Origin of the sequence: Halalkalibacillus sediminis, assembly GCF_002844535.1 — a bacterium.
GTDB lineage: Bacteria > Bacillota > Bacilli > Bacillales > Alkalibacillaceae > Halalkalibacillus_A > Halalkalibacillus_A sediminis.
Window position 1 is genome coordinate 134293 of the sequence record NZ_PJNH01000003.1, and the last position, 12579, is coordinate 146871.

General features: G+C 39.8%; 16 protein-coding genes and 1 other annotated feature (1 of these 17 only partly in view). Of the genes, 14 read left to right on the forward strand and 2 right to left on the reverse strand.

The features are described 5' to 3' along the window. Window positions 1-136, forward strand: a binding site (T-box leader); it begins 120 nt to the left of the window's first position. 208 nt (window positions 137-344) lie between these two features. From trpE to CEY16_RS10415, 9 genes are all read left to right on the forward strand, one after another. Beyond that, window positions 345-1730: an anthranilate synthase component I gene (trpE, locus tag CEY16_RS10375; protein WP_101331944.1), complete on the forward strand. Its 1386-nt coding sequence runs from the start codon at window positions 345-347 to the stop codon at window positions 1728-1730. Then, the gene (locus CEY16_RS10380) at window positions 1731-2318 is read left to right on the forward strand and encodes an anthranilate synthase component II (protein ID WP_101331945.1); all 588 of its coding nucleotides are present in this window, start codon (window positions 1731-1733) and stop codon (window positions 2316-2318) included. Further along, entirely contained in the window at window positions 2315-3343 is a 1029-nt protein-coding gene (gene trpD, locus CEY16_RS10385) for an anthranilate phosphoribosyltransferase (protein ID WP_101331946.1), read from the forward strand. The genes CEY16_RS10380 and trpD overlap by 4 nt, the downstream gene beginning before the upstream one ends. Continuing rightward, window positions 3340-4170 carry an indole-3-glycerol phosphate synthase TrpC gene (gene trpC, locus CEY16_RS10390; protein WP_101331947.1) on the forward strand — a complete coding sequence of 277 codons (831 nt, stop codon included), beginning with the start codon at window positions 3340-3342 and terminating at the stop codon, window positions 4168-4170. Before trpD ends, trpC begins: the two co-directional genes overlap by 4 nt. Next, complete coding sequence (locus CEY16_RS10395; protein WP_101331948.1) at window positions 4167-4781, forward strand: phosphoribosylanthranilate isomerase; 615 nt, start codon at window positions 4167-4169, stop codon at window positions 4779-4781. Before trpC ends, CEY16_RS10395 begins: the two co-directional genes overlap by 4 nt. Window positions 4782-4804: 23 nt before the next feature. Beyond that, the gene (trpB, locus tag CEY16_RS10400; protein ID WP_101331949.1) at window positions 4805-5995 is read left to right on the forward strand and encodes a tryptophan synthase subunit beta; all 1191 of its coding nucleotides are present in this window, start codon (window positions 4805-4807) and stop codon (window positions 5993-5995) included. Window positions 5996-6012: 17 nt separating this feature from the next. Beyond that, complete coding sequence (gene trpA / locus CEY16_RS10405) at window positions 6013-6819, forward strand: tryptophan synthase subunit alpha (RefSeq protein ID WP_274379939.1); 807 nt, start codon at window positions 6013-6015, stop codon at window positions 6817-6819. 112 nt (window positions 6820-6931) lie between these two features. After that, window positions 6932-7654, forward strand: a complete 723-nt coding sequence (locus tag CEY16_RS10410; protein WP_101331950.1) for a hypothetical protein — start codon at window positions 6932-6934, stop codon at window positions 7652-7654. Between the two features lie 56 nt (window positions 7655-7710). Further along, entirely contained in the window at window positions 7711-8445 is a 735-nt protein-coding gene (locus CEY16_RS10415; RefSeq protein WP_101331951.1) for a sulfite exporter TauE/SafE family protein, read from the forward strand. Here CEY16_RS10415 and CEY16_RS10420 read toward each other — a convergent pair. Then, complete coding sequence (locus tag CEY16_RS10420) at window positions 8442-8912, reverse strand: DinB family protein (protein WP_162297918.1); 471 nt, start codon at window positions 8910-8912, stop codon at window positions 8442-8444. The genes CEY16_RS10415 and CEY16_RS10420 overlap by 4 nt on opposite strands. A gap of 76 nt (window positions 8913-8988) precedes the next feature. On the opposite strand from CEY16_RS10420, the gene CEY16_RS10425 reads away from it, so the two are divergent. The 5 genes from CEY16_RS10425 to CEY16_RS10440 all read left to right on the forward strand — a co-directional run bounded on the left by CEY16_RS10425 (window position 8989) and on the right by CEY16_RS10440 (window position 11066). Beyond that, the gene (locus tag CEY16_RS10425; protein WP_101331953.1) at window positions 8989-9357 is read left to right on the forward strand and encodes a hypothetical protein; all 369 of its coding nucleotides are present in this window, start codon (window positions 8989-8991) and stop codon (window positions 9355-9357) included. A gap of 12 nt (window positions 9358-9369) precedes the next feature. Further along, window positions 9370-9534, forward strand: coding sequence for a hypothetical protein (locus CEY16_RS15240; protein WP_162297919.1), 165 nt, complete (start codon window positions 9370-9372; stop codon window positions 9532-9534). A 126-nt stretch (window positions 9535-9660) separates the two neighbouring features. Continuing rightward, window positions 9661-10035, forward strand: a complete 375-nt coding sequence (locus CEY16_RS10430) for a PH domain-containing protein (protein ID WP_101331954.1) — start codon at window positions 9661-9663, stop codon at window positions 10033-10035. 287 nt (window positions 10036-10322) lie between these two features. Beyond that, a complete protein-coding gene (locus CEY16_RS10435) occupies window positions 10323-10670 on the forward strand; it encodes a DUF488 domain-containing protein (RefSeq protein WP_101331955.1) in 348 nt (115 codons plus the stop codon). Between the two features lie 69 nt (window positions 10671-10739). After that, window positions 10740-11066 carry a four-helix bundle copper-binding protein gene (locus tag CEY16_RS10440; protein WP_101331956.1) on the forward strand — a complete coding sequence of 109 codons (327 nt, stop codon included), beginning with the start codon at window positions 10740-10742 and terminating at the stop codon, window positions 11064-11066. 20 nt (window positions 11067-11086) lie between these two features. Here the strand turns inward: CEY16_RS10440 and CEY16_RS10445 are convergent, their stop codons facing one another. Further along, entirely contained in the window at window positions 11087-12520 is a 1434-nt protein-coding gene (locus CEY16_RS10445; RefSeq protein WP_101331957.1) for a sensor domain-containing diguanylate cyclase, read from the reverse strand. Window positions 12521-12579: the final 59 nt, after the last annotated feature.

Genomic DNA, 12579 nt, shown 5'->3' on the forward strand with positions numbered 1-12579 from the left:
TAGTTATCAGTATGGTCAGCGAACGTCTCATCGTTACAAGAGACAGGTATTCAAGCTTATGCTTCGATACTGTTGAAGTGATCTGACGTTTTACGTCGGTTAACGAAGGTGGCACCACGGGTTTCCCGTCCTTTTCTAGGACAGGAAACCCTTTTTTTATCCACTTTTTTCAGCAGTAAATCGTATATTGCATAGCTGGATACTGGTTCGAGTGGAGAAGTTTATCTTCTCAACTGAGGTGGCACCGCGAGTGAATCGTCCTCTGTAAGCACAGTTTTTTGTGTTTGCAGAGGATTTTTTTATGCATTACTTAATCACATTAAACCAAAAGTGAGGTTCTGAAGATGACGCATATAAATGTTTCATTCCGAGAATTAGAAGGTGATCAACATACACCGATTTCAATTTTCATGAACTTAGAAGGTACCCATAAATTTTTACTTGAAAGTTCATTGAAGCACGAAGATTCTGGTCGATATTCCTTCATCGGCTCTGATCCCTTCTTTGAAATGAAAGCTGACAAGACGCAAATGAAATTAATAGATTTGGTTAAAAGCGAATCGGAAACTAGTGATGAAGATCCTTTTACCTGGTTGAAAAGACACCTAGAACACTCAGTAGATAGAGATTTCTCTCTCCCCTTCCCCTCTGGGGGTATCGGTTATTTTGCTTACGATGTAGCCAAACGGTTCGAAGCAATAGATGAAGCAGAATCGGATGATCTCGAGATGCCAGATATACATTTTTTATTTTATAACAGGCTCATTGTCTATGATCATTTGATGCAAAAAATTTATATTACGGTTGTGGATCAGTGGATCACCAACGAAACTGTCAATCACCAGAAAGCGCTATATGATATGGAACAACAACTGGCTCAATCAATTGCACTTCAAGAACTCGAGCCATTCCATGCCACCGATTACCGGTCGAATATGAGCACGGAAAAATATGAGGAGTTAGTCAAGAAGGCACGCACTCACATTGAAGAGGGAGATATATTTCAAGTCGTTTTATCTCAAAGGTTAAGTAGCCCTTATACAGGCGATCCGTTTTCTTTTTACCGTAAATTAAGAAAAAGAAATCCATCACCTTATATGTTCTATATCGACTTTAATGAGTACGTCGTCCTTGGAGCCTCACCAGAAAGCTTGATCAAAGTAGATGGACGTAACGTAACTACGAATCCGATTGCTGGCACCAGAAAAAGAGGTAAAAGCGAAACAGAAGATCGATTGCTTTCTAAAGAACTGCTTGAAGATGAAAAAGAAATAGCGGAACACCAGATGTTAGTTGATTTGGGAAGGAATGACGTGGGACGAATAAGTAAACCTGGAACGATTCAATTGAGTAAATACATGCTGATTGAAAGGTACCGGACGGTGATGCATATCGTTTCTGAAGTAAAAGGAGTTCTGGATGATTCATCCCAACCGATTGATGCCCTGATCGCTTGCTTACCGGCAGGAACAGTTAGTGGCGCTCCGAAAATTCGTGCGATGCAGTTAATCAACGAAATGGAAAAGACGAAGCGAGGCGTATATTCAGGTGCTGTCGGATACTTAGGAGTGAACGGGAACCTTGACTTAGCACTGGCTATAAGGACGATGGTCCTCAAAGACGGCAAAGCGCATGTTCAAGCAGGTGCAGGAGTCGTTTATGATTCCGTCCCTGAAAATGAATTCGAAGAAACATTGAATAAAGCAAAATCCTTACTGGAGGTGCAATGAATGATTTTACTGATTGATCATTATGATTCTTTCACGTATAACTTATCACAATATTTACAAGAGCTTGGGAAGAACGTTCAAGTTGTCAGACCGAATCAAATAACCTTCGATGAAATCGAACATATGAATCCTGAGGCAATCGTCCTTTCCCCTGGACCAGGAAAACCTGAAGAGGCGACGCAAACAATCGAAATTGTTCGGAACTTCTATCAGCAAACACCGATTCTTGGTATTTGTTTAGGACATCAGATCATCGCAAAGGCTTTTGGTGCAACAGTCAGTAAAGCTAAAAGATTGATGCACGGTAAACGTTCGTTCATTCGTCATCAGGGATCTGGAGCCTTTCAATTTCTCCCTCAACCACTGGAGGTCATGCGATATCACTCATTAGCAGTCGATCCATTGACCCTCCCTCCTTTTTTCAAAAAGGTTGCGATCGCAATGGATGATGGAGAGCTGATGGCAATAGAGCATCAAGCGTTTCCGGTTGTAGGTTGGCAGTTTCACCCAGAATCCATTGGAACAGAAACTGGGAAACAGCTGCTTGAAAATTTCTTAAAAGAAACGACAGAGGTGAAGATCAAATGAAAAAATTACTTAATCAATTATTTGAAGGAAATAAATTATCTCGAGATGACATCAAGGGGCTTTCTAGAGAGTTATTCGACCCATCGACATCTGAAAGTGAGATCGCATCTGTTTTAACCGCTTTAAGAGTGCGAGGTGAAACACCAGAAGAAATCACAGGAATTGTAGAAGTACTTCGTGAAAAGGCGATGCCTATAGAAAAGAACATCCCTCATATAACAGATAATTGCGGCACGGGTGGCGACGGGTCACACAGTTTTAATATCAGTACCACATCAGCATTCGTTTTAGCTGGAGCTGGTGCAAGAGTTGCGAAACACGGGAACCGCAGTGTTTCCAGCAAAACAGGAAGTGCCGATGTACTAGAGGAACTTGGCGTGGCTCTTGATTTCTCTGGCAACGAAGTAGAGGAATTACTTGAGACAAACGGAATCGCCTTCTTGTTTGCTCCGCACGTACATCATCAGTTGAAGCCAATCATGAAAGTAAGGAACGCTCTAGGTGTCCCGACCATTTTCAACTTAATCGGGCCCTTGACGAATCCTGTGACTCTAGAAACGCAATTCCTCGGAGTCTACCAAAGAGATATGTTGATGAAGATGGCAACGGTTCTCCACAAACTGGGAAGGAAGCGGGCTATTGTAGTCAATGGAGCTGGGTATATGGATGAGGCTTCTCTTGCTGGAGAAAACCATCTGGTCTTATTAGAAGATGGAGAGCTGATTCCTTTCACACTTAAACCGGAAGATGTCGACCTACCGACGTATTCGAACGAACAAATAGTTGGCGGAGATGCTAAAGAAAACGCACGAATTTTAGAAAGCGTCCTAAATGGTGAACCGAGCGCTTACCTAGATACGGTTTTACTGAATGCAGGACTAGGACTGTTCGCATCTGGCCTTGCAGACAATGCTAAAGACGGGATAGATAAAGCCCGTCAAAGCATTGAATCAGGGGCTGCCAAAGAGAAGTTGAATTACTTAGTTAGATATAGTCAAACCAGAAAGCAGGCGATGTCGTCATGAGTGAAACAATCCTCGACCGAATTTTAAATGAGAAGCGTAAGGAAGTAAGAGAGCTAAAATTTTTGGGGTTGAATTATCAAGACAGTCCTCTGAAAGAACAGAAGAAAAGTTTATATAGTCATTTCAAGGACTCGGATCATCTAGAAATCATCGCTGAAATCAAACGCGCCTCTCCTTCAAAAGGTGACATCAACATCCATATGGAGCCTGTAGATCAAGCTTCTATTTATGAACGAGGTGGAGCTGGTGCTATTTCAATCTTGACTGATACACCGTTCTTCAAAGGAACGATGGATGATTTATACCGAGTCAGCCAACAAATCAGCCTACCAGTTCTTTGTAAAGACTTTATAATCGATGAAATTCAAATTGATCGAGCAAAGCAAGCTGGAGCGGACGTTATTTTGTTAATTGCTGCGGCAATGGATCAAGATCAATTAAAAAAACTGCACGACTACGCTACCAGTCAAAACCTTGAAGTCTTGCTGGAAGTACACAATGAGGAAGAGTTAGTCAGAGCACAATCAATCGAAGCAAAAATCATCGGAATTAATAATCGGAATTTGAAAACATTTGAAGTTGATTTAGGAACAACTGAACACTTAGCTTCCAAGATCGATCGTGCAAAGACTGCGATTATTAGCGAAAGCGGAATGAAAACACAGGAAGATGCAGAAAGAGTGGCAAAAGCTGGTGTCGATGGATTACTGATTGGCGAAACATTAATGACAAGCGGTACAGTAGCTGAGATGATCTCAAACTTCAGAGTTAAAAAAGGAGACACCTTGAAATCTGATTTGGTCAACAAAGGAGAATTCACATCATGACTGGAGTAAAGATTTGTGGCATACAACAAACAGAACACGCTAAAGCGGCTGTCGATGCAGGAGCAGAAATGATTGGATTTGTTTTCGCCGAAAGTAAACGGAAAGTTTCATTGAATCAAGCTCGAGATATCGCTCAACATGTGCCGGAAACAGTAAAAAAAGTCGGAGTATTCGTCAACGCTCCTAAGCAGGAACTTTTAGAAACCGCGCGCTTGGTAGGTTTGGATTACGTTCAATTACATGGCGATGAGGAACCTGACTTTTGTGAAACACTGAGTATTCCATATATCAAATCACTAAGCGTACGACACGAAAGTGACTTACAGATCCTAGACCAATACTCAAGCGCCTCATATTTTTTATTAGACAGTGCAAACGGCCCTTACCGAGGGGGAAACGGCACGACTTTCGATTGGTCATTGATCGACCAAGATACCCTTGACCGCGAACGTTTTATTTTAGCTGGTGGATTAAACGAAGACAATGTCACTGAAGCGATCAGCACAACTAACCCTGCAGTAGTCGATGTCTCAAGTGGTGTCGAAACAGATGGTGTAAAAGATATCGAGAAAATTCAGCGATTTATTAAACAAGTCAAAAACAATAACTGATAATTTTTAAAGGAGTGTTTGACATGAGTTATGCTTTTCCAGATTCCAAAGGACAATTCGGGCCTTACGGAGGAAGATATATTCCTGAAACATTGATGGGTGCAGTAAAAGAATTAGAAGTGGCATATGATGAAGCTAAGCAAGATAAAGAGTTCCAAGACCGTTTGAATTCTTTATTAAAAGACTATGTAGGGCGCGAAAACCCTCTATATTTTGCTGAGAACTTGTCTAAACAAGTAGGTGGCGCAAAAATCTATTTGAAGCGCGAAGATTTGAACCATACAGGGGCCCATAAAATAAACAATACAATTGGGCAAGCGTTATTAGCCGAACGGATGGGCAAAAAGAAAGTAGTAGCTGAAACTGGAGCAGGTCAACATGGTGTTGCTACGGCGACTGTGTGTGCTCTGTTGAATCTTGAATGTGTGATTTTCATGGGAACTGAGGATATGAGACGACAGAAACAAAATGTCTTTCGCATGGAATTGCTTGGAGCTGAAGTACGTGGAGTCGACCAGGGAAGCGCAACTCTGAAAGACGCGGTCAATGAAACGTTGAGATATTGGGTCACGAATATCGAAGACACCCATTACATCATGGGTTCAGTGTTAGGACCACATCCATTTCCTAAGATGGTCCGCGATTTTCAAAGTGTCATCGGCCAAGAGACGAAAACACAACTATTCGAAAAAGAAGGAACGCTACCTGATGCCGTTGTAGCTTGCGTCGGTGGTGGAAGCAATGCGATGGGAATGTTCTATCCTTTTATCGAAAACGAAGGTGTTCGATTGTACGGTGTTGAAGCGGCTGGATCAGGTGTAGATACCAACAGGCACGCTGCAACGCTAACAGAAGGGTCAGTCGGCATTTTACATGGGTCGATGATGTATTTACTTCAAAATGAGCACGGTCAAATTCAAGAGGCACATTCCATTTCTGCTGGTCTGGACTACCCAGGTGTCGGGCCGGAACATAGTCTTTTAAAAGACATGGACCGTGTACAGTATGCAGGTATTACTGACGATGAAGCCTTAGAAGCATTTCAAAAAATGTCTCGAACAGAAGGAATCATACCCGCTTTGGAAAGCTCGCATGCTATTGCCCACGCGATTAAAATCGCATCAAAAATGAACGAAAATGAAACCTTGGTGATTTGTTTATCCGGTAGAGGTGATAAGGACGTAGAAACCGTGAAAGACATATTAGGACAATAAGGAGAGGAGGAATCATGATGAAATCAGTTAAGAAGCAAACTACTCACGGAAAAAATTATATGAAAGAAATTTTCGATAAGGACTTGGAACAGGGAAACAAATTATTCATTCCATATATTATGGCAGGTGATGGGGGAATCGATCAGCTATTACCCACACTAGAATTTCTCGATCAATCAGGTGCAAGTGCCATAGAACTAGGCATACCATTTTCTGACCCCGTCGCAGATGGGCCGACGATTCAAGAAGCGGGCAAACGCGCACTCAGTGAAGGGGTTACTTTACATCAAGTAATTGAAACCCTCAAGTCCGGACGAGAAAAAATTAAGGCGCCGATTATTTTCATGACGTATATCAATCCCATTTTTAAATATGGAATCGAGTCATTCGTATCAGACATAGTAGAAGCTGGTGTTGACGGGTTAATCATACCTGATCTTCCACTTGAACAGAAAGAGTTAATCTCAGAATCTCTCGATGCACATGAGGTCGCCCTAATCCAACTTGTTTCACTAACCAGTTCTGAAGAAAGAAAAAAAGAAATTGCTCAAGCTTCACAAGGATTTTTATACGCTATAACTGTCAATGGAATAACAGGTGCCCGTAAAAATTTCGAAGTAGATTTACAGAAACATTTTCAAAGTTTAAAAGAAGCTTCTAAAGTTCCTGTTTTAGCAGGTTTCGGTATCTCTACTACTGATCACGTACGGGATATGTCTTCAATTGGTGACGGGGTAGTTGTTGGTAGTAAAATCATCGACCTACTACAAAAGAATGAACGTGATGAAATCCAAAGCTTGATCGATGCGAGGAAGACGAAATAAGAGTTATTACATTAAAAAAACACTCGTATCTCAGTCTATTTTCTTCGCCTTATTAGCCATGATGTGTTACTTTAAAATTGAAGATAATTTATTTTATTAGGTGGCGAATAGGATGAAAAAATTCCTTCTGACAGGCCTTCTAGTTGTTGGCGGACTTTTGATCACTTGGAATCTATTAACCACTGATTCTGAGGATGTGACAGCCGACCAAGATGAAGAAGTCGGACTTGAAGATTCTGATACAGATTCTGATTCAGAAGAAGAAGAAAAAGAATCTATTGAAGTTGAAGAACTCGTTAAACAAGCTAAAAATGAATATAATCGTTTATTGAAACAAAACAATACCCTTACAGTCAACAATCAAGAAATAGAGCTTTCCAATGATGATGTACGAAGATGGATTATCAAAACGTATATTCAGACTCGCATGTCTGCTCAAGAAGATTTAGAGGGTACAAACCTAGTAGATGTATCTATGGAGTATCGCCAGAGAGCTCAATTGATGAAGGACTGGGCGCAAGAAGAATACCAGGTAACCATTACTGATAATGAAGTTGAAAATTTCATCGATGAACAAATATCGTATATCAATGATAGTTCAGAATCGAACCCATTTTTCATAAAAATGAGCAATGCTCTCGACATTTCTAAAGAAGAATATTTCTATGAATGGGAGTATGATAGTTTTGCTCAACAATTACTAGAGGATCGAGTCCTTAAAATTATGGCGGAAAGACACCCTAAAGAAGAGGATGAATCGCCCGAAGCACACCAAGAACGCATCATTCAAAAGATGGAAGAAGAACTCAACGAATATATTGACGAACACTTATAACATCCGCTACTTCTGTTGAGGTATGCGGATTTTTTGTGTGAAAGAGGTTTTTCAAAATGGATTACATATGGTTATTTATGATTGGTATAATTGCAACTACCTTAGGAACTCTAGCTGGGGGTGGTGGTTTGGTGAGCTTGCCCGCTATGTTATTGCTTGGGATGCCAGTTCACTCGGCGATTGGAGCAAACAAGATTTCTAATACATTCAGCTCTTTATCCAGTTTTATCATGATTTATCGAAGAAAAGGTGTGAGCCTTAAAGAAGGGCTAAAAATCATTCCGATCAGCCTAGCGGGTGGTGTTACAGGCGGATTGATCGCTTCCATGCTTGCAGAGGAAATATTGATGAAAATCGCTATATTCTTGCTTATATTTGCTTTTATCATGTCTTTTGTGAGCAAGGCACCTTTTACTGGTAACGACCATTTCTATTTGAATAAACAAAGTGCCCCCTCCCTCTTCGGCATCGGCATTTATGACGGTGCATTCGGGCCAGGGCAAGGGACACTGATGCTTTACTTATTTTCTTATCTGAAAATCAGCTATTATAAGGCGGTTGGACTTGTGCGGGTCGCTACCTTCTCATCATGTTTTGGTGCTGCAATCAGTTACATAGCAACAGGCCAAATTATTTGGGGCTTGACCCTTGCATTGCTCCTCGGCTCATTGACAGGAGCCCAAATCGGCGTACGGCTAGCCGGAATGATCAAAGTCTCATACGTAAAAGTGTTGCTACGTTTAGTTACAGCATCATTAATCATACAAATGGTTGTTGATATGTTTTTTTAATTTTTTGCGAGGAACGCATCAATTTGTTTAAAGTGATGATCGTCGTGTCTAATCATAAATTCAAAATAGTCATAAATCGTGATCTTTTCATCTCTGATTTGAATTTCTTTATCGAAATCATCTTCATCTAGCTGATTCAACGTATCAATGAATCTCTTTCTGTGATCCTTGAATCGTTCGATGACCTCTTCTTGTCTATTTTCTCGAGCAAATTTTGCCGCTTCTTTATTACGTTCATCTGTTTCAAATCCTTTATCCGGAAATGGTTCATCTGAGAAAAAATATGGAACACGCTTTTCCATTACTAGCTCATCCCAAGGCTTGAAGTGTGCGATCACTTCACCGACTGACCACTTGCCCTCAGACATAGGGCTATTCCATTCCTCGTTAGTCAATTTGTCGAGAGCATCAACATATTCTAACGTACGTTCATTGTGTTGTAAGACTGTATCTTTTTTAGAGAGCATTAAGAAGTCCTCCTTTAGGGTATTCATTTATCATTACCCGCTCATCACTTATACTAGACATAAGGATGGTGATGGAATGTCACAAGATTCGTTCGAGACAATCTTTGAAGAATTAAAAAGTTATCTGAAAAAGTATGAGGAACACTTGGTTGTTCAGCAAGATACTGATGAAGTTTATTACCTTGATTCAGAAAAGAAATTTCCTAAAAACAATAAACCATATTATTTCGGGTCTGTTCATATTAAAAAGAACTACGTAAGTTACTACCTTATGCCGGTTTATATGTTTCCTGACCTTTTAGAAGATATAACCCCTGAATTAAGAAAAAGAATGCAAGGTAAATCATGTTTCAATTTCAAAAAGTATGACGACACTCTTTTTAAAGAACTTGAAAACCTTACAAGTCGCTCATTCAAGCGTTTCGAGGAAAAAGATCTCATATAAGGGGTGGTTCAGATGAAAGTGAAAATCATTCAGTCCTTTACTGGCGCAGCAAAGCTAGAAAAGAAAGTGAATGAATTCATCATCCAAAAAGGCGTGGAAGTAGTTGATATCCAATTTAGCACCAGTTTTTGGAGAGCTGAAGCGATGATCATGTATCACAAAAAAGAGATTAATTAGTTGGCATAGAGTGCATATATTTTTAGTGTGGTTATAGTTTGTTATGAGAAAATCTACACGCTGGTTGAGTTCATTGTAGAGCTATATTATATAATTCAACCTAGGCTTTTTTAAGGAGGACTTATGATGGGAATTTTTGACGGAATGATGAATAATGCTTCAGAAGTGGACGCCAAGAAAGTGGAACAAGAATTAAGTGATCTACTAGCTTCGTCTGAAGAGGTCGAACATGCGTATAAACTTGTACGCGACTTATTTGTCTTTACTAACAAACGACTGATATTGGTAGATAAACAAGGTGTCACTGGCAAAAAAACTGAGTACCATTCAATCCCTTACCAAAATATCGCCCACTTCTCAGTCGAAACGGCAGGTACGTTCGACCTAGATGCTGAGCTGAAAATTTGGGTCTCAGGAAGTTCAACCCCGATCGAGAAGACCTTCAACAAACAACTTAACATATACAAAGTGCAAGCTGTATTAGCTGAATACGTCTGTTAAATTTCTTTTAACCCTTAATCAAAAATGAAAGTGGTAAAATCCGAGCTTATTATTCGAAATTTCGTACATGATTTCGAGAAAGTTCGGGTTTTTTAAATTGTCGTTTATTTATGAGGTTCTCCAACTATCAGGATCAAGTAATTGAGATCAGGTTGTGGTTTATGACTAGTAGTTCCATGGTTACGACTAGTAACTCTTCGTTTACGACTAGTAACCCCTCGTTTTTGTCTAGTATTTGGATTCATCACTAGGTTTAGCGGGTACGCAATCTATAAGGAGGTTCCCATATGAATATCCAACTTAAAAGAATTTATGAAAAAGCCAACAAAAATGATGGCCAGCGTGTGCTTGTTGACGGAGTTTGGCCGAGGGGTGTCTCAAAAGAGGATGCTCACCTAGATAAATGGTTGAAGGAAATCGCACCAAGTAAAGACCTCAGACAATGGTTTGGTCATGATCCTGATAAGTTCAATGACTTCAAGAAAAAGTACAAAGAAGAATTAAAGGAAGATCAACGGAAAGAAGCTTTCAATGAATTGAAGGGTATGGCGAATAAAAAGAAGTTGACTATTCTGTTTGCTACAAAGGAAGAAGATTATAATCATGCCCAAGTTTTGAAAAATCTATTAAAATAGTCATAAGATGTTTATAAAAAATTCAACTTGGCAATTTATTATACTAACAATACAAAGGAGTGATGATTCATGTCTAAACACGAAAACCAATCATTGATTTCAGCATTACACGACTGCATGGCCGCATGTAACCATTGTTATGATTCATGCTTGAAAGAAGATGACGTCAAGATGATGGCAGAATGTATTCGCCTTGACCGTGAGTGCGCAGATATTTGCGGATTTTTTGAACAAGCTTTACTTAGAGATACTCCATTCAAAGCGGAGCTGGCTAAAGTTTGTGCCGAAATTTGTGAGGCATGTGGTAAAGAATGTGAAAAACATGATCATGACCACTGCCAAGAATGTGCGAAAGCATGCTTCAATTGCGCTAAAGAATGCAGAAAAGTGGCATAAGACCAAGAAAAGAGGAAGCCTTATCTGGCTTCCTCTTTCTTATGCTCATACCACTGGAAAGTATTTTTCCCATCATCTTTTGCTTTATATAATGCAATGTCTGCCTTTCTGATCAAGGTTTCGGTATCTTCCCCATCATCAGGATATACAGCTATTCCGACACTCATGGTGACATGGAAAACTTCTCCTTGTAACTTCCATGGTTCACTTGTTGTTTCAAGAATGCGATTGATTACACACAGAATGTCACTTTCTTCTTCCACGTTTCTCAAGATCACCGTGAATTCATCGCCACCAATTCTTGCAATCACATCGGTTTCACGAATACAATTCTTAAGACGTTTAGCAAGATAGATTAAAAACTCATCTCCCGCACTGTGCCCCAGCTGGTCATTGATTTTTTTGAAATTATCACAATCAAGATATAAAAGTGCCAATTTTTTCCCTTTACTATTCGTACTAGTAATCTCTTGATCTAATACGGTTTGCAAATATCTTCTGTTGGGTAGTCCAGTCAACGGGTCATTATTAGCTAAATAATGCGCGCGTTCTTCCGCTTCTTTACGATCAGAAATATCTAGTAAAACGCCCTCTATATGAGTTAAATTTCCATTCTGATCCCATACCAGGACTGTACGATCGTCTATCCATCGAATATCGCCATCCTTAGTAAAAATGCGATACTCTTGTTGGTAGTTCGTTTCTCTATTTTGAATATGTTCATTTACTTCTTTTTGGACTCGACCTAAGTCGATCGGGTGAAGAATTGAAGCATAATTGATTTGATCTTCTAAAAACTCTTTAGGTGAATATCCAAATTGAACGATATTATTCGAAATATATTCAACTGGCCAATTTTTATCAACCTTCCAGCGAACCACGACAACTGGACTATTTTCAATCACTGTATTCGAAAGACGAAGTTGATTTTCTTCTTGTTTCCGTTCAATGATCAACTTAGCCAAATTAGCAAATGTCTCAAGGATTTCAAATTCTTGATCCAATTTAACGTTTTTATTTTTTGAATAGAAAGCCATCGTCCCAAGTAGCTTATTCTTCGATGAAATTATTGGAATCGAGGAGCATGAACTCAGATGATACTTTTCAGCAATCTCCCTGAAATCTTCCCATAAAGGATCACTCGATGTATCTTCCACAACTACTTTTTGGCGGTGAAACGCAGCAGTTCCGCATGAGCCAGCTTTCGGCCCTGGTTTCAATCCATCTACGGTATCCAAAAAGTCCTGAGGAAGGCTTGGTCCAATTCCCATTCCTAGAATCTCATTTTCCTCATCAAATAAAAGGATGGACGATTGAATATCGGGAATGACGTAATCCACTGTATTCGTTAAATGTTCAAGAATGTCTTGCAAAGAATAAGTACCTAATGCAATCATCTCAATCATTTTACTTTGTTCCTTTAGCACCACATTCAACTCAGTCTGTTGTCCCATTATCCATCACCCACTTCTCTTTTTGTGGTATAAAAGTCCCAAAATCACTCTAACTATAA